The sequence below is a fragment of the Kitasatospora xanthocidica genome, from assembly GCF_014656195.1.
Lineage (GTDB): Bacteria > Actinomycetota > Actinomycetes > Streptomycetales > Streptomycetaceae > Kitasatospora > Kitasatospora xanthocidica.
On sequence record NZ_BNBY01000026.1, the window covers coordinates 1 to 15,839 of the forward strand.

Annotated in this window: 17 protein-coding genes and 4 tRNA genes; 16 read left to right on the forward strand and 5 right to left on the reverse strand. The window is 75.5% G+C overall.

Going from position 1 to position 15,839, the window contains the following annotated elements; translation table 11 throughout:
* Nucleotides 1–55: 55 nt before the first annotated feature.
* Nucleotides 56–982: an AraC family transcriptional regulator gene (locus IE332_RS31780; protein ID WP_189923428.1), complete on the reverse strand. Its 927-nt coding sequence runs from the start codon at nucleotides 980–982 to the stop codon at nucleotides 56–58.
* A gap of 97 nt (nucleotides 983–1,079) precedes the next feature.
* Between IE332_RS31780 and IE332_RS31785 the strand changes: the two genes are divergently transcribed.
* The 6 genes from IE332_RS31785 (at nucleotide 1,080) to IE332_RS31810 (ending at nucleotide 6,358) form a co-directional block, all read left to right on the forward strand.
* A complete protein-coding gene (locus IE332_RS31785) occupies nucleotides 1,080–1,952 on the forward strand; it encodes an NAD(P)H-binding protein (protein WP_189923247.1) in 873 nt (290 codons plus the stop codon).
* 108 nt (nucleotides 1,953–2,060) lie between these two features.
* The gene (locus tag IE332_RS31790; protein ID WP_189923249.1) at nucleotides 2,061–2,828 is read left to right on the forward strand and encodes a protein kinase domain-containing protein; all 768 of its coding nucleotides are present in this window, start codon (nucleotides 2,061–2,063) and stop codon (nucleotides 2,826–2,828) included.
* 64 nt (nucleotides 2,829–2,892) lie between these two features.
* Entirely contained in the window at nucleotides 2,893–3,906 is a 1,014-nt protein-coding gene (locus IE332_RS31795; protein WP_189923251.1) for a hypothetical protein, read from the forward strand.
* A 271-nt stretch (nucleotides 3,907–4,177) separates the two neighbouring features.
* Nucleotides 4,178–4,924: a DUF4232 domain-containing protein gene (locus IE332_RS31800; RefSeq protein WP_189923253.1), complete on the forward strand. Its 747-nt coding sequence runs from the start codon at nucleotides 4,178–4,180 to the stop codon at nucleotides 4,922–4,924.
* Nucleotides 4,925–5,112: 188 nt separating this feature from the next.
* A complete protein-coding gene (locus IE332_RS31805) occupies nucleotides 5,113–5,649 on the forward strand; it encodes a hypothetical protein (RefSeq protein WP_189923255.1) in 537 nt (178 codons plus the stop codon).
* A 199-nt stretch (nucleotides 5,650–5,848) separates the two neighbouring features.
* Nucleotides 5,849–6,358 (forward strand): transglycosylase SLT domain-containing protein, encoded by a 510-nt coding sequence (locus tag IE332_RS31810; RefSeq protein ID WP_189923257.1) that lies wholly within the window; start codon nucleotides 5,849–5,851, stop codon nucleotides 6,356–6,358.
* 103 nt (nucleotides 6,359–6,461) lie between these two features.
* On the opposite strand, the gene IE332_RS31815 is transcribed toward IE332_RS31810, so the two are convergent.
* Nucleotides 6,462–7,049 carry a TetR/AcrR family transcriptional regulator gene (locus tag IE332_RS31815; protein ID WP_308437632.1) on the reverse strand — a complete coding sequence of 196 codons (588 nt, stop codon included), beginning with the start codon at nucleotides 7,047–7,049 and terminating at the stop codon, nucleotides 6,462–6,464.
* Nucleotides 7,050–7,168: 119 nt separating this feature from the next.
* Here IE332_RS31815 and IE332_RS31820 point away from each other — a divergent pair, with 119 nt between their 5' ends.
* Nucleotides 7,169–8,131 carry an NmrA/HSCARG family protein gene (locus IE332_RS31820; protein WP_189923259.1) on the forward strand — a complete coding sequence of 321 codons (963 nt, stop codon included), beginning with the start codon at nucleotides 7,169–7,171 and terminating at the stop codon, nucleotides 8,129–8,131.
* The gene (locus IE332_RS31825) at nucleotides 8,128–9,009 is read left to right on the forward strand and encodes a TIGR03620 family F420-dependent LLM class oxidoreductase (protein WP_189923261.1); all 882 of its coding nucleotides are present in this window, start codon (nucleotides 8,128–8,130) and stop codon (nucleotides 9,007–9,009) included. The genes IE332_RS31820 and IE332_RS31825 overlap by 4 nt, the downstream gene beginning before the upstream one ends.
* Nucleotides 9,010–9,092: 83 nt before the next feature.
* Here IE332_RS31825 and IE332_RS31830 read toward each other — a convergent pair whose 3' ends face one another.
* The 3 genes from IE332_RS31830 to IE332_RS31840 all read right to left on the reverse strand — a co-directional run bounded on the left by IE332_RS31830 (nucleotide 9,093) and on the right by IE332_RS31840 (nucleotide 11,677).
* A complete protein-coding gene (locus IE332_RS31830) occupies nucleotides 9,093–9,302 on the reverse strand; it encodes a hypothetical protein (RefSeq protein WP_189923263.1) in 210 nt (69 codons plus the stop codon).
* Between the two features lie 108 nt (nucleotides 9,303–9,410).
* The gene (locus IE332_RS31835) at nucleotides 9,411–10,589 is read right to left on the reverse strand and encodes an ATP-binding protein (RefSeq protein WP_189923265.1); all 1,179 of its coding nucleotides are present in this window, start codon (nucleotides 10,587–10,589) and stop codon (nucleotides 9,411–9,413) included.
* Between the two features lie 380 nt (nucleotides 10,590–10,969).
* On the reverse strand, nucleotides 10,970–11,677 hold the full coding sequence (locus IE332_RS31840; protein ID WP_189923432.1) for an SDR family oxidoreductase: 708 nt from the start codon (nucleotides 11,675–11,677) through the stop codon (nucleotides 10,970–10,972).
* Nucleotides 11,678–12,061: 384 nt separating this feature from the next.
* Here IE332_RS31840 and IE332_RS31845 point away from each other — a divergent pair.
* The 8 genes from IE332_RS31845 (at nucleotide 12,062) to IE332_RS42055 (ending at nucleotide 15,785) form a co-directional block, all read left to right on the forward strand.
* Nucleotides 12,062–12,133 (forward strand) — tRNA-Gln (locus tag IE332_RS31845).
* Between the two features lie 10 nt (nucleotides 12,134–12,143).
* Nucleotides 12,144–12,228, forward strand: a tRNA-Ser gene (locus IE332_RS31850).
* Between the two features lie 21 nt (nucleotides 12,229–12,249).
* Nucleotides 12,250–12,344 (forward strand) — tRNA-Ser (locus IE332_RS31855).
* Between the two features lies 1 nt (nucleotide 12,345).
* A tRNA-Tyr gene (locus IE332_RS31860) sits at nucleotides 12,346–12,428 on the forward strand.
* 384 nt (nucleotides 12,429–12,812) lie between these two features.
* Nucleotides 12,813–13,214: a DoxX-like family protein gene (locus tag IE332_RS31865; RefSeq protein ID WP_229929078.1), complete on the forward strand. Its 402-nt coding sequence runs from the start codon at nucleotides 12,813–12,815 to the stop codon at nucleotides 13,212–13,214.
* Entirely contained in the window at nucleotides 13,211–14,128 is a 918-nt protein-coding gene (locus IE332_RS31870; RefSeq protein WP_229929079.1) for a DUF3419 family protein, read from the forward strand. The genes IE332_RS31865 and IE332_RS31870 overlap by 4 nt, the downstream gene beginning before the upstream one ends.
* Before the next feature lie 116 nt (nucleotides 14,129–14,244).
* Nucleotides 14,245–15,024 (forward strand): DUF2071 domain-containing protein, encoded by a 780-nt coding sequence (locus tag IE332_RS31875; protein WP_229929080.1) that lies wholly within the window; start codon nucleotides 14,245–14,247, stop codon nucleotides 15,022–15,024.
* On the forward strand, nucleotides 15,021–15,785 hold the full coding sequence (locus IE332_RS42055) for a class I SAM-dependent methyltransferase (protein WP_268256651.1): 765 nt from the start codon (nucleotides 15,021–15,023) through the stop codon (nucleotides 15,783–15,785). Before IE332_RS31875 ends, IE332_RS42055 begins: the two co-directional genes overlap by 4 nt.
* Nucleotides 15,786–15,839 lie beyond the last annotated feature (54 nt).

Genomic DNA, 15,839 nt, shown 5'->3' on the forward strand with positions numbered 1-15,839 from the left:
AGTGCTCACCTGCTGGCGGCTACGGCACCGAGTCTCTACGACTCAGCAAGTCCCATTAGGCGGAGGCGCTGCGGTAGCGTCCCGGGGCGAGGCCGTGGTGGCGCTTGAAGGCGTGTGAGAAGGCGAACTCCGAGGTGTAGCCGACCCGGGCGGCGAGCACGCCGAGCGGCAGGTCGGAGTCGCGCAGCAGGCGGGTGGCCAGCGCCATCCGCCACCAGGTGACGTACCCGAGGGGCGGCCGACCGACCGCGGCGGTGAAGCGGCGGGCGAAGGCCGCGCGGGAGAGGCCGGCCTCGGCCGCCAGCGTCCCGACCGTCCAGCTCCGGCCCGGTTCGGCGTGGACGGCCTGCAGGGCGCGTCCCAGCGCGGGATCGGCCAGGGCCGCCGCCCAGCCGTGCTCCGGCCCGTCCGCCGACCGCTCGGACCAGGCCCGCAGGATGAACATCAGCAGCGTGTCGAGCAGTGCAGGGACGACGGCGGCCGCGCCCGGGCGCGGGGACTCCAGCTCGCCGGCGAGGAGTCCGACGGCCGCGCGGAGCTCCGGGTGCCGGCCGGGCCGGGCGGCCAGGTGCAGGACGTCCGGGACGTCCCGGAGCAGCGGGTGGGCGTGTACCGGGTCGAGCTGGTACGCACCGCAGAGGGTGACGGTGTCCGGCTCCGCCCGCGCTCCCGTCTCCGCTCCCGTGTACGGACCCGTGTACGGACCCGCCAGCGGCTCGCAGCGCGGCTCGGCGAGCGGTGTGCCGGGGTGGTCGGCGAGGGCGTGCCCGTGGCCGCGCGGCAGGAACAGCACGTCCCCCGCGGCCAGTCGGAGCGGCTCGCCGCTGTCCGGGACCAGCCAGCAGGAGCCGCGCAGGATCACCTGGAAGCCCGCCCCCGGCGCCCCCGGGAAGCGCTGGCCCCACGGCGCCCGCCAGGCCACCCGGGCCGAGCGCGGTTCCCCCGTCCGCAGCGTCGCGACCACGTCGCTCAATACGTCCACGCTCAATACGTCCACCCGCACGAAGGTAGACGATCACGCAGGAACGGAAGACCCGTACGCATGGGCCGCCCGGGCCTGCGAACCTACGGTCGTAGGCATGACGGACACACGAACTGACGCATCGCCCGAGGTCCTCGTGACCGGCGCCTCGGGGACGGTCGGCCGCCACCTGGTGCCCCGGCTCACGGCCGCCGCGGTGCGGGTACGGGCCCTGACCAGGGACCCGGAGCGGGCAAAGGAGCAGGCGGGGGAGCTCGTCCGGGGGGACCTGCGCGACCCGGAGTCGGTGGCGGCGGCCGCGCGGGGCGCGACGGCGGCGTTCCTCGTCTGGCCGTTCCCGACCGTCGACGGCGCGGAGGAGACGGTGGCGGCACTGGCCGGACAGGTCGGCCGGGTGGTGTACCTGTCCTCGGCGGCCGTCCGGGACGTCCCAGGGGCCGGGCCGCAGTCGCCGGGGCGGCCGGACGGCGAGATCGAGGCGATGCTCGTCCGCAGCCGTGTGCGGCACACCGTGCTGCGGCCGTACGGCTTCGCCGCCAACGCGCTGCGCTGGGCCGCGGAGATCCGCGCCGAGGGAGTGGTGCGGGACTACGGCGGGGCGGCCGGGCTCAATCCCGTCGACGAGCGGGACATCGCCGAGGTCGCCGCCCGGGTCCTCACCGGGGACGGCCACGACGGCGCCCGCTACGTCCTCACCGGGCCGGAGGCGCTCACCCGGGCCGAACAGGTCCGGATCATCGGCGAGGCGGCGGGACGGCCGACCCGCTGGGAGGAGATCCCGCGCGGGGCCGCCCGGGAACGGATGCTGGCCGACGGGTGGCCGGCCTCGATCGCCGACGGGGCGCTCGACTTCCTGCACGCCCGGATCGGCGATCCGGAGCCGGTCACCGACACCGTCCGCCGGGTCACCGGGCGCCGGCCCCGTGGCTTCCGGGACTGGGCGGCCGAGCACGCGGCGCGGTTCCGCTGAGAGGCGGGCACGTCGCGGGTACGTCCGGGTGCCGCACACTGGTCGCCACGGTTCCGTACGGACTCCCGGAGGAGGGGGCCAAGGGGCCGAGTCGGCGAGGGGCCGGGAGTGGCTGGGGGCGGCGTGGAGATCGGCAGCGTGGTCGGCGGGCGGTACCGGATCGAGGCCGGCGGGGCGGGGGAGGTCCGGTACGCGCGGGACACCGCGTCGGGACGGCCGGTGGCGGTGAAGACGCCCGCCCGGGCGCCGGGACCGGCCGTCCGGCTGCGCCACCCGGGGATCGTCACGGTGCTCGACGCGGGCGAGCACGAGGGCCGGCCCTTCCTCGTCATGGAGCGGCTCGACGGGTACACGCTGGACGACCACCTGCTGGACGGCGGCTACCGGGCGGCCCAGGTCGCCGAGTTCGGGGCCCAGGTCGCGGAGGCCCTGGCGGTCGCGCACCGGGCCGGGATGACGCACGGCGGGATCGACCCCGCCCGCCTGCTGCTCACCCCGGCCGGAGTCGTGAAGATCCTCGGCTTCGGCACCCTCGCCCCGGCCCGGACGCCCGACCTGTCCGCGCTCGGCGCCACACTGCACCAGCTGCTCGCACACCCGGCGCCGCCCGGCCCACCGGACGGGCTCGGCGCGCTGCTCTCGGAACTGCGGGACGCACCGCCCGAGTCGGACCCGCGGCTGACCGAGGAGTTCGCCGCCCGCTTGCGCCGGCTGGCGCAGGAACCGGCCGAGCCGGAGCCGACCGAGGCGGCTGAGGCGGCCGAGCAGGCTGAGCGGCCCTGGCAGCAGCGGCTGCTGCTGGAGTGGGTGCCGGCCGTGGTGATCTGTGCCGGGCTGCTCGCGGTGACGGCGTACGCGATCGCGGTGACCGTCTGACGGACCGCCCGCCCCGCCGCCGCGCCCCCGCCGGGCGTCGGTGGGGTCGCCTACCCTCTCCGGCATGAGCACGGAACAGCAGGCGGACGCGGTGAACGAGCAGGACGAACTGGACGAGCTGACCGGCCTGCTGCGCCACCCGCAACCCCCGGTGCGCGGTGCCGCGCTCCACGCCCTGGCCGGACTGGGGCCGGCCGCCGCGCCCGCCGTACGGGCCGTCCTGCCGCTGCTCGGCGACCGGGGAGCGTCCACCTCGGCCGAGCGGGCCGTGCGGGCGATGGGGGAGGAGGCCGTCCCGGAGCTGCTGGCCGTCCGGGCGGCGGGCCCGGGCCGGCTGCGCCGCCACGCCCTGCACGCCCTCGCCGTGCTCGGCGCCTGCGACCGGCTGGCGGAGGGTGACCGGTCGGCGCTGGAACGCCTGGTGCGGATCAAGCTGATCACCGACCGGCGCCCGGAGCCGGACTGGGACTTCCACTGGATCGCGCTGCCGGGCGACACGTACGAGGGCGCCTTCGAGGTGCTGGGGCTGCACGACTGGATCCCCGCCACCCTGGCGATGGGCCAGTCCGGCCGGATCCACGACGAGGCGGTCGTGCCGGGCCCGGGCGGTACCGCGCTGACGGTGCACCGGGTGTTCGTCACGCCCGAGATCGCCGGCTGGCGGCTGCTGTTCGGCACGGTCCTCGTGAGCTGCCCGGACACGGGAGCGCTGGAGCAACTCGCCGAACGCTGCGGCCGGGCGCTCTACTTCGGCCGGGACGGCTACGAGGACGAGCACACCTGGGCGATCGCCGAGCGCGGCCGCGGCATCGTCCGCTCCTACTCGACGTACCGCGAACCCGCCTGGACGGGCGAGCCGCTCCCCTGGGAGGAGCCGCAGACGGCCGACCCGCGGTGGGAGCCCGGCCTGTACGAGCCCAACGCGTCGCTGGAATCGGATGCCCAGGCGGTGGCGGCCACGCTCGCCGTCGACCCCGACGACATCGACGCCGACACCCCGATGACCGGTCACGGCTGGTTCGCGCTGACGGAGCCCGGCGTCGGGCACGGGGTCTTCCCCGGGGCGCTCTCCCTCTGACCGGCGGGCGCCGGGTGCCCGCGCCGCGACGGCCTGGGTGCCCGCGCCCGCCACAGCGTCCCACGGCGCCACCACGGCCGGGTGCCCGCGCGCCGTTGTCCGCGGACAGGGGGAGCCCTGCGTCGAGTCCACCGCATCCGACCGAATGTCACAGTCCCATCCCTGTCATGTCCTGACGATTGTGACGCCCCGTCTGCCACCGGATCCCGCCCTCCGGCCGTCCTGTGCTGTGTCCGAACAGTCAGCACGCAACCGCCACCGGGGAGCCACCATGTCCGTCCGCCACCGTCGTTCGCTGCTCGCCTCCGCCGCCCTCGTCGTCGGGGCGGGGCTCGCGCTGACCGCGTGCGGGCCCGACAACGCCGACCCGGCCGGCGGCTCGGCGGCCCCCGCGCCCGCGACGGCGGCCGCCACGCCCTCGGCGGGTGCCCCGGCCCCCGCCGCCCCCACCGCGAACACCCCGGCCACCGCGGGGACTTCGCACACCGCCGCGCCCGCCCCGCACACGCCGTCCGGCGCGAGCCCGTCCGGCGGCACCCACCCCGACGGCGGGGGCGCCGGCTCCACCGCCCGCCCGTGCGACATCCAGAACCTCGCGATCAACGCGGCGGCCCGCACCGGGGCACCCAACCAGTGGGTGATAGAGGTGCACAACACCGGTACGGCCGCCTGCAGCCTGAGCTCCTCCCCGGGGGTCGACCTGGGCAACTCCACCGCCCGCGACCAGAGCAAGAACATCAAGCCGATCCTCGCCAGCGGCACGCTGCGCGTTCCGGTCGCGGCGGGCCAGAAGGCCTACGCGGTGATCGACCTCGACCCGAGCGGCGCCACCACCGGCACCGCCCCCGGCATCAACGAAATCAACGTGCTGGTCGACGACGAGGGCACCAACATGCCCCTCGCGAACACCCGCAACTTCCCGCTGCCCGGCGGCGCACACGTCCTCAACCCGCAGATGGGGCTTTACCGCCCCACCGTCGCCGAGGCCGTCACCTCCATGGCCGGCGCCGGCAAGTAGGCCCCGCCGCACGGCCGTCGCGTTCCGGCCCCGGGGTCCCGGTTCCGGGGTTCCGGCTCCGGGGGTCCCGGCTCCGGGTCCCGGCCCCCGGGCCGGTCGGACGGGCGGTCAGCCCCCTGTGCTGTACTACGTGCTCGTCCCGTCGTCCCTTCGTGCACGCCGTGCATCACCTCCGGAGCCACCACCCGATGAGCCCCACCTGCCCGACGTGCGCCGCGGCGGACGAAACCGTCGCCGTACGGAAAGCCCTGCTGGACTCCGACCGCCCCCTCGACCCGCCGACGCGGGAACTGCTGTCGCTGCCACCCGAGCCCGGGGGCACGACCGGAGCCGCGATCACCCTCTTCGTCCTCGCCGGCCTCCTCGCCCTGCTGGGCCTGCACACGCTCCTCTCCGGCGACGGCGGCGGCAGCTCCGACCCCGCCTACCGGGTCGGCTACCGCTACGGCGTGTTCCTCGTCGCCGCGATCCTGCTGGGGATCGGGCTCGCCGTCCAGTCCGGCCACCGGAGCCGCCGCGGCGACACGGCGGACCAGTGGCCCCGGACCTACGAGCAGTGGCAGCAGCTCCAACAGGTGTGGCGGGAAAGCTGGTTGTGCCGCCGCTGCCGCGTCGCCTTCCTCCCCGCCACCTCGCCCGCGATACCCCTGGCACAGTTCCCCCAGTGGACGGAGGCCGTCGCCCGCCAAGGCGACCGCCCCGGTGCCCCGACCACCTCGGACTGACCACACCACCGGGACCCCGACGGCATGCGTCGGCCTCGGCGACGGGTTTTACTGTGACGATCCGTCACCTCGACCGGTAGCACCGGCCCATGGGCGGTGACGGTCCGCGCTCGCGCGTTGACCGTTTGTCTACCAACGCTGCCTAGCGTCCTTCCTCGTAACGGCCCGACCCCGGGCCGTCGTCGAAGGGAGAACTCCCGTGCTGAGCAAGACCCGTGCCCTGCTGACCGGTTCGGTCGCCGTCCTGGCCCTCTGCCTCACCTCGACCACCTTCACCGCCGAGGCCGCAGGCGACCAGAGCGGCATCGACGCCTGCGCCCGCGAAGCCCAGTTGGCGGGCTTCGCGAAGGACAAGTCCGGCGAGGGCCGCAACGACGACGCGATCTACGCCGTGGCGATCGCCATGGCCGAGTCCGGCTGCGACCGCCTGGCCGTCCACACCAACCTGCCCACCGACCCCGACCCGGGCACCAAGGACCTCGGCGCCTGGCAGATCAACGAGCGCTGGTACCCCGAGGTCCACTACCACGACGCCGAGGTCGTCACCGCCGAGAACTGGCAGGACATGGGCTGGTCGGCCCGCAAGGCCTACAGGATCGACAACGACGGCACCGGCCGCGGCTGGGCCTCCTGGGCGGCCTGGAACCTGGGCACCTACCAGAAGTACCTCGGCCCGGCGCGCGAGGCCGTCTACCGCGTCTGGAGCTGACCCCCGCGGCGGGTGACCACCTCGGACACCCGCACCGCCGGCACCCGCGTCACCTCTCCCCAGCCGGGCAGCCGGGGAGAGGTGACGCGGGCCCGGCGGACCGTCAGCGCGCGCGTACGCCGTCGATGGCGATCGTGAGCAGGAGGTCGGCCTCGGCCGGGCCGTCGCTGTCCTGTTCGGTGGCCAGGGCGATGGCTCCGACGAGTCTCAGCAGCCGGGTGGTGGTGATCCCGGGGCGGACGGCGTCCGCCGCCCGGGCGCGCGCGAGGAGGGCGTCTCCGGCGTCGGTGATCATGTCGTGGCAGGTCTCGCCCAGTGCCGGGTCCGCGTCGCGCATCAGGGACGCCCCCAGGCCCCGGTTGGCGACGGCGTGTGCGCCGACGGCGCGCAGCCAGGTGGACAGGGCGTGGCCGGGGTCGGGGTCGGTGAGCAGATCGCGGGCCCTCGCGCACAGGGCTTCCACCCGGTCCTTGAAGACCGCCTCCAGGAGCGCCTGCCGGGAGGGGAAGTGGCGGTGCAGGGTGGCCGAGCCGACCCCGGCGCGGCGGGCGACTTCCTCCAGGGAGGCGTCGGCGCCGTGCTCGGCGATGAGGGCCCCGGCGGCGGCCACGATCTTCTCGGCGTTGCGGCGGGCGTCGGCGCGCATCGGCCGCATCGGCCGGTTCGGCGGGGTGGCGGCGTCCTTGGGCACGGGCGTTCCTGACGGCTTGAAAAACGGGGTGGTCCTCCATATCGTAGCGAACGAGAAACGGAGGGACACCCCACTTATGGGGCGGCTCCCCTTCCGCACGGAAGCGATGGAGAAGAGACGTGGAACCGCCGCAGAAGACCGTCGTGGTGACGGGAGCGACCGGCCCGCAGGGCACGGCCGTGACGCGTCACCTGCTCCGCGACGGCTGGCAGGTGCGCGCACTGACGCGCGACCCGAACGGGCCCGGTGCCGTGGCGCTGGCACGGGCCGGAGCGCGGGTGGTGCGGGCGCGGATGGAGGACGTCGACTCCCTGACCGCCGCGGCCGAGGGCGCCTGGGGCCTGTTCAGCGTCCAGCCCACCGTCGGCTCGCCCGGCACCGCACCGGACTTCACCGCCGAGGACGAGGTGCGCTGGGGCATGAACGTCGCCGAGGCCGCGCACGCCGCCGGCGTCGGGCACCTCGTCTTCACCTCGGTCGCCGGAGCGGACCGCCACCCCGAGGAGAAGGTCCCGGCGAACCTGGTCAGCAAGTGGCGGATCGAGCGGCACATCGCCGCGCTCGGCCTGCCCGCGACGATCCTGAGGCCGGTCTCCTTCATGGAGAACTTCACCGGCGGATACGCGCTGCGGGACGGGACGTTGTCCACCGGGCTCGCACCGGACGTCCCCCAGCAGGTCATGGCCGTCGACGACGTCGGCGCCGTCACCGCGCTGGCGTTCTCCCGGCCGCAGGAGTGGATCGGCCGGGCGGTCGCCCTGGCCGGGGACGAACTCACGCCGGTCCGGATCGCCGCGGCCATCGGGGAGGCGCTCGGCATACCGCTGCCCTACGTCCGGATCCCGATCGACGCGATCCGGGCCCTGAGCGAGGACTTCGCCTACGCCAACGAGTGGCTCAACACGCTCGGCTACCGCGCCGACCTCCCCGCCACCCGGAGGATCCACCCCGCGGTGATGGACTTCGGCACCTGGCTGGAGCGCACCGGCGCGTCCCGGATCGCGGCGTTCCTGGACTCCGCCAGAGACTCTGCCCCGGGCTCCGCCCCGGACTCCGCGCGCGCCGCGGGGCAGGAAGCGTGAGCGCCCGCCCCCACGGCCTCGGGCGGATCGGGATCTGGGCGGGGGACCTCGACCACCTCCCCGCCGCCGGGGTCCGCGACGCCGCCGCCGCGGTCGAGGACCTCGGCTACGGCACCCTGTGGTTCGCCGAGACCACCGGACGGGAGGCCGTGGCGCAGGCCGCGATCCTCCTGACGGCGACGCGGCACCTCACCGTGGCCGCCGGCATGACCGACATCTACGCCCGCGACCCCGTCACGGCCGCCGCCGCGCAGCGCACCCTGGACGAGGCGTTCCCCGGACGGTTCCTGCTCGGCCTGTGGGACAGCCACCCGAGCCTCGCCGAGGACGTCCGCGGCCACCGCTTCGGGCCGCCCGTGGCCACCATGCGCTCCTACCTCGACGCACTGGACACCGCCCCGTTCGGGCCACCCGGCACGGCCTCCTCGCCCAGCCGCGTACTCGCCGCGCTGACACCCGACATGCTCGCCCTCGCCGCCGAACGCGCGCGGGGCGCAACGATGTTGGGTATGCCGGTCGAGTACACCCGCACCGCCAGGACCGTCCTCGGGAACGAGGCCCTGCTGGCCGTCACCCAGCTGTGCGTGCTCGGCCACGACCGCGCGGACAGCGCCGACCTGGCCCGCACCGCGGCCGCGGCCGCCCTGCCGAACCGTCGCGAACTGCTGCGAGGGATCGGGCACGAGGACCCGGACGCGCTCGACGGCCGGCTGGTCGACGCACTGGTGGCCCACGGCCGCGCCGAGGACATCGCCCACCGCGTCCTGGAGCACCTCGACGCCGGAGCCGACCACGTCAGCCTCCACCTCGTCACCACCACGCCCGACTCCCCGCCCGTACGGCAGTGGGAGCGGCTCGCCCGGCGCCTCCCCGTCTGACCGGGCCCCCGGGAACGACATGCGCTGGGAGACACGGGCGACGGCTCCCCCGGCCGTACCGGGGGAGCCGTCGCCACTTCCCGTCAGTGCCCCTGGTTCTGCCTGTCCGTCACCGGGTGTACGGGAGCGGCGGTGTCGGCGGCCGCGTGGGCCGCGTGGGTCTCGTGGGCGGCGGCGGACACCGGCGCCTGCGGTGCGGCGGCGTGCGACGGTGCCGCGAGGCCGAGCGCGGCGGATGCCACGACGGCGCTCATGACGGTCATCTTCGCGACCCCGCCGGTCCATTCCGGCATGTGATACCTCCCCCGTTCATCACCCGCCCCACCGCCGGGAGTTGATGCCGTCAGCAAAGCACCGGCCGGAGGCGGGGGACAACCCTCCGGGCCGGCGGTGTGCCGCCGTCAGCGGCGGTTGGCCGCCCGGATCCGGGTGAGGACGGCCGTCGCCTGCGCCGGTTCGGCGCGGAGCCAGGCGGCCAGGTGCTCCCGGACGGCCTCGGCGACGCAGGCGCGCACGGGCGTGTTGCCCAGCCGCTCGCGCATGCAGCCCTCGAACTCGGGGCGGTCGAGCTTCACCGAGACGACCGCCGTCAGGCCCGCGCCGAGTCGGCCGGGGGTGAGGTCGGGGTCGGACGGGGCGAGCAGCCGCTGCTCGCGGGCGTGGGCGGTGAGTGCGGCCGCCAGGCCGTCGCGGAGGCCGAGTTCGTGGGTGCCGCCGGCGGTCGGCCGGCTGTTGGCGTAGCTCGTGACCCGTTCCCCGGGGGAGTCGCACCAGCGCAGGGCGACCTCGACGGTGCCCTCCATGCCGGGGCACTCGCGCTCGAAGGCGATCACGTCCGGGTGGAGCGGGCCGCCCTGCTCGGCGAGGTGGTCCCGCAGCCCGCCCGGGAAGCGGAAGCGGACGGCCCGGGGCGCCGCGGGGTCGCGGTCGTCGGTCAGGGTGATGTCCAAGTCCCGGTTCAGGAAGGCCAGTTCCCTGAAGTGCTCGGCCAGCGCGTCGAACGAGAACTCCAGCGTCTCGAAGATCCCGGCATCGGGCCGGAAGGTGATCGTGGTCCCGCTGCCCTCGGCCGGTCCGGTGCGGACGGGCGCCGCGATGGCCACGCCCTGCTCGTACTCCAGCACCCAGCGGGCGCCGCCACGCCGCACCTCGGCCGTCAGCCGGTCCGACAGCGCGTTGACGACGGCCAGTCCCACGCCGGAGTAACCACCGGACAGCGAGCGCCGGTTGACCGGCTGGATCCCGCAGCCGAGCACGGTCAACCACTGCTCCAGCGAAGGGCCGTCGCCGGGGCCGTCGCCGGGTCCACCGGGGCCGGTGTGGCCCGCGCGCCCGACCGGCAGGCCCGCGCCGTCGTCGGCGACGCGGACGCCGCCGTCGGCGGTGAGGGTGATCTCGACCCGGGCGGCGGTGCCCGCGAGGACCTCCTCCAGCGCCCGCTCTGCGGCCTCGAACACCAGGTGGTGCAGGCCGCGTCGACCGACCGATCCGACGTACATCCCGGGCCGTTTCCGAACGGCGTCCAGGCCCTCCAGAGCCACGATCATGCCGGCGTCGTACGCCGTGGATTCCTCGCTCATGATGCCCCCTCCGAGGGTGTCCGACAGAGCTCGCCCAGCCTAGGGGATTTCCGAGAAAACACCAGGTCAGAGCCGGTTTGCCGAAGCCGTCGACGGGCCCTCTGAGGCGCGATCGGAAGCGCCCGGCCGCCCACCGTGCCGCCCGGCCGCCGCACCGCCGCCAAGGCCCGCCGAGGGCCGCCCACGGCACTGTTCCGGGCGGCCGCGGGGTCACGGATTCCAGGAATTTCCGCGCCGCCCGGTGCGGGCCGCGGACGGCGGGTGAACCGTCCGGCGCCGCCTACCGGACGCCGGATTCAGGGTGTTCGGTCAGGCGGCTCGCATGGACTCGGCGGGTCGTCCCGGTGAGTGGGTGAAGGCGCGCTCGGCCGGGGCAGTTCCTACAACTGCTCGAAGTGGAAGGAGCGGACGAAGCAGTCCCGCGGCTGGTTGATCGCGAACAGGACGCAGTCGAGAACGGACTGCGCGGTCAGCGGGTCGCTTGCGGTCCGGGAAGCGTGATCCCAGGCGGGGGCGAGCGGGTCGCCGTCCGTGAAGTCCGGGGGGTAGAGCGAGATGACGCGGATGCCCTCGGGGCGCAGCCGGTGGGAGAGGACGTCGGCGAAGCCGGCCTGGGCGGCTTTGGCGGCGTAGAACGCGGGGTGTGCCTGGGAGCGGTGGTCCCGGGGTTCCGCGGCCGAGGAGACCAGGTTGACCACGTCCGCTCCGGCGGAAGCGCGCAGCAGTGGCAGGAGGTGCTTGACCGTCAGCAGTGTGCCGGTGGCTCCGGAGGCGACGGTGTCGGTGATCGCGTCGTCGTCCGCGTCCCCGAGATCGGGACCCGCCAGGTAACGGGCACCGTTGTTGACCAGCACGTCCACCCGGTCGGTGCGGGAGGCCACTCCGGCGCCGAAGGCCCGGACGGAAGCCGGATCGGCCAGATCGCAGGCGAACGCGTCAGCCGGCGCGCCGCTGTCGGCCGCCACCTCGTCGGCCACCTTCCGAGCCGTCGCCAGAGAACGCGCGGACACGAACACACGCGCACCCAGCCGACCCGCCTGAAGCGCCAACGCCCGCCCGAAACCGCGCCCGGCCCCGGTCACCACCATCGTGCGCCCGGTGAGATCCACGGGAACACCTCCCCCTGTTCAGCGTGATGATCGGCGTCATCCTACGGCGTGGGCCGTAGGCCGGAGATCGGGACGATGCGCCGCGGGTTGGAGGACGAGGCGCTCGAACCGCCCGGCCGCTAAAACCGGTTGTCCCCGCCGTCGTTGCTCCGGCACAGTGGGCACATCGCGCCGCACAGGCCCTGGAGAAGGAAGGAGCAACGACCGTGAACAGCAGCGTCACCCGCGTTCAGTCGTATCAGTGCTCCTCGCGTTCCCAGAGTAGCGGGACGTCCTCGTAGCGCGCTGACCGGCGTTCCTGCCGGGCCGCCCCGGGGAGCGTTCCCCGCGCGGGCGGCCCTTTTTCGTGTGTGCCGCCCCCCGTGCCGGATGGTGCAACAGGCAGCACACCTGACTCTGGATCAGGCGATCGGGGTTCGAATCCTCGTCCGGCAGCGCAGCACATGGAGAGTTGGCCGAGTGGTAAGGCAGCGGCTTGCTAAGCCGTCGTCGGGTGAAAGCCCGCGCGCGTTCGATCCGCGCACTCTCCGCGCAGTACTGAGCAGTTCGTTGGAGGAGCCAGCCGACAGGCGGCGCCGGCCTCGGTCTTGAAAACCGTTGGGGTGCGCGAGCATCCGTGTGGGTTCGACCCCCACCTCCTCCGCCAAGGGCGAGCCGGGCACAGGAGAGCCCAAGGGTCTGTAACACCCCCGCTTCGGCTGTGGCGGTTCGAATCCGCCCTCGCCCACCAAATGCCCCCGTACCCGTACCCGTACCCGTACTCGCGGCCGCCGCACGCCGCCGCCGCACGCCGCCGGCGCCTCGCGCCCGCGCGTACGCCGCAGCGTTGCGCCGGTGGGCTCTCGTGCGTCCAGGAGGCCCTGCGCCCGCGGACCGGACGCCCTGGCACGGGGCCGTCGCGACGTCCCCCCCACGTCCGTCGCCGGGGTGGCGCGGCCCGCTCGGTGGCGGCCCCGGCGGGTAGGGGAGGAGCCGAGTTGAACGTGTTCAAAGTCGTGCGCCATGATGATGCCGAGCAGGCACCTCCCGGCCGTGAACAGCGGTGCGGGGCGGTCCCGGGCTGCCCCGACGCGGTCGCGTGACCCCGGTGAGGCAGCAGGAGGAAGGGGGAGACATGACGCCGTGGCAGAACAGGGCGGCCGCCGCAGCGGTGGCGCTGATGTGGGGCTACGAAGGGCTCTGGTGCAAGATCTGGCCGGGCCGGGCGGACCAGCGGGCCATCGTGGAGTCGGTGCCGCTGCTGCCCGGGTGGGCGGTGACACCACTGCTGCTCGCCATCGGGGCGGCCGAGGTGGCCCTCGGCCTCTGGGTGCTGACCGGCCGCCGCGCCCGCCTCGCCGCGGTCGTGCAGACCGTCCTGGTGGCCGGGTTCAACACCGGCGGCCTGCTGTTCGGCGCCGACGAGATCCCCGAACCCGGACGGCTGGTCGTCCAGGACCTCGCCTTCCTGGCGCTGATCTGGACCGTCGCCGCCAGCCGGCACACCCCCGCCACCCGTACGGTGAGGACCGCGTGAGCACCACGACCCCCTGGGCCGACCACCGGCTGCTGAGCCTGCGCCCCCGACGCCCCGCCGTGCTGTTCGGCCGGATGTACGAGGACCCCGGTGTCGAGCTCGCCGCCTTCCCGCCGCCCGGCGCCCGCGTCCTGTGCGTCGCCTCCGCCGGGGACACCGCCGCCGCGCTGGCCGCCGCCGGCCACCAGGTCACCGCGGTCGACCTCAACCCGGCCCAACTCGCCTACGCCCACGCCCGCCTGGCCGCCGGTGCGCCCGCCGCGACCGGTACGGCGGAACGGCTGCTCGCCCTCGGCCGGTCCGCCGCCGCGACCGTCCTGCCGGCCTGGCGCCCGGCGGCGCTGGAACGGTTCCTGCGCCTCGACGACCCGGCGGCGCAGGCCCGCCACTGGCACCGCCACCTCGACGGCCCGGGCCTGCGGCTGCTGCTCGGCGCCGCCCTCCGTCCGGCCGGCACGCTCGCGGGCGGCCTGCGCCCGGCGTTCCGGGCCGTGCTGCCGCACCGCTTCGACACCGTGCTGCGGGCCCGGCTGGCCCGCGGCTTCGCCCGCCACCCCAACGCCGACAACCCCTGGGCCTGGCGGCTCCTGCTCGGGCGCGAACTGCCCGGCGGCGACGTACCGCCCGGCAGAACGGCCCCGCCCGGGCCACCCGTCCGGCTGCTCCACGGCGACGTCCTCGAACACCTCGAACGCTCCCCGGCCGCGGCCTACGACGCGGTGACGCTCTCCAACGTCCTGGACGGCCCCGACCCGGCCTTCGCCCGCCGGCTGCTCGCCGCCGTGCGCCACGCCGTCCGGCCCGGAGGGGTCGCGGTGCTGCGCAGCGTCCGCGAACCGGGGCCCGCCGGCCCGGGAGCCGCCGCCGAGGACCGCTGCCCGCTGTGGGGCGTCATCCGGCTTGTCCACCTCTGAGCCCGCGCCCCGCGAACCCGCGCCCAGCGCCCCGCGCCCCTGAACCGCGCCCCGCGAACCCACGCCGCGAACGCCCACCCCCACCCCAACCCCCGCGCAGACCAACGGAGTCGACCGTGCGACACCTCCTCCAGCGCCACCCCGTCCCGATCCGCACCCACTTCGCGCACTCCCTCGTCCTCACCTACGCGCTGCCGCCCCGGCTGCTCGCCCCGCTGGTACCGCCCGGGCTCGCCCTGGACACCTACACCGACCCGACCGGAACCGAGCACGGCTTCGTCGCGGCCGCCGTGGTCGACACCCGGGCGCTGCGCCCGGCCGCGCTGCCGGCCCGGTTCGGCCGCGACTTCATCCTCACCGGCTACCGGGTCTTCACCCGGTTCCCTACCCCCGCTGGGCGGACCATGCGCGGGCTGCGGATCCTGCGCTCGGACACCGACAGCCGGCTGATGACCGCCGGCGGCAACCTCCTGACCCGCTACCACTACCGCCACGCCCGGATCGGCACCCGGACGGTCGGCGACACCCTGGAGTTCAAGGTCCTCAGCGGCGACGGCCGCGCCGACCTGCATGTGCGCGCCGACCTGGGGAGCGCCCCGGCCGCCCTGCCGCCGGGCAGCCCCTTCGCGGACGCCCGGGCGGCCCGGCGGTTCGCCGGCCCGCTGCCCTACACCTTCGAGTACGAGCCGCAGACCCGCTCGGTCGTCGTGGTCAAGGCCACCCGAACCGACTGGCAGCCCGTCCCGGTGGCGGTCGAGGTCCCCCGGCTGACCTTCTTCGACCACGGCCCGCTGGCCGGCAGCCGGCCCGTGCTCGCCAACGCCTTCCACGTCGCCGACGTCGACTACGGCTGGCAGCGCGGCAGCCGCCGCACCCTGGACGGGGCCGCCCGGTGAGCACCGTCCCACCGCCCCGGCGCGCCTCCGGCGTCCGCGAGGTGGTCCGTTACAACTGGCCCCTGTACGCGGCCGGCGTCCTCACCGCGGCCGGCGGCTGGGCGGCGGCCCGCCACCTGCCCCGGCCGGCCGCCGTGCTCGCCCGGGCCGGGGCCGCCACCGCGGCCGCCCACCTCGCCGTCAGCACCCTCGCCACCTGGTGCGTCTACGACCGCTCCGCGCTCTACACCTACGACTGGCTGCCCGCGCTGCTGCCCGACGGCCCCGGCACGCACCTGGTGATCTCCGCCGGGCTGGACGAGGCCAGCCCCCGGATCTCCGCCCGCCACCCGGCGGCCCGCCAGCACATCGCCGACCTGTACGACCCGGCGCTCACCACGGAGGGCTCGATCCGGCGGGCCCGGCGCCGCGTCCCGCCCGCCCCCGGCACCGTGCCGGCCCGTCCGGGCGCGCTGCCCGCCCGGACGTCCTCGCTGGACACCGTGTTCGCCGTCTTCGCCGCCCACGAGCTGCGCCGCCCCGAGGACCGCCGCGCGCTGTTCACCGAGGTGGCCCGCACGCTGCGCCCGGGCGGCACCCTGCTGCTGGTCGAGCACCTGCGTGACGCCGCCAACATCGCCGCCTACGGCCCCGGGGCCTGGCACTTCCTGCCCCGGTCGGTGTGGCTGCGCCACGCGGCCGAGGCCGGACTGCGCCCGGCCGCCGAACACCGGATCGCCGGACTGGTCACCGCCGTCGCCTTCCGCGGCGCCGGGGGATGAGCGGGGCCCGCGCCTGCCGGACGTCATGCCCGGCTCCCGCCGGCCGGCGGGAGC

Bases quoted from the DNA above. Each gene is read 5' to 3' on its own strand.
- IE332_RS31785 (WP_189923247.1), top strand. From the start codon at position 1,080: ATGACGGACACACGAACTGACGCATCGCCCGAGGTCCTCGTGACCGGC.
- IE332_RS31830 (WP_189923263.1), bottom strand. From the start codon at position 9,302: ATGCCGGAATGGACCGGCGGGGTCGCGAAGATGACCGTCATGAGCGCC.
- IE332_RS31805 (WP_189923255.1), top strand. From the start codon at position 5,113: ATGAGCCCCACCTGCCCGACGTGCGCCGCGGCGGACGAAACCGTCGCC.
- IE332_RS31835 (WP_189923265.1), bottom strand. From the start codon at position 10,589: ATGAGCGAGGAATCCACGGCGTACGACGCCGGCATGATCGTGGCTCTG.
- IE332_RS31840 (WP_189923432.1), bottom strand. From the start codon at position 11,677: ATGGTGGTGACCGGGGCCGGGCGCGGTTTCGGGCGGGCGTTGGCGCTT.
- IE332_RS31800 (WP_189923253.1), top strand. From the start codon at position 4,178: ATGTCCGTCCGCCACCGTCGTTCGCTGCTCGCCTCCGCCGCCCTCGTC.
- IE332_RS31795 (WP_189923251.1), top strand. From the start codon at position 2,893: ATGAGCACGGAACAGCAGGCGGACGCGGTGAACGAGCAGGACGAACTG.
- IE332_RS31865 (WP_229929078.1), top strand. From the start codon at position 12,813: ATGACGCCGTGGCAGAACAGGGCGGCCGCCGCAGCGGTGGCGCTGATG.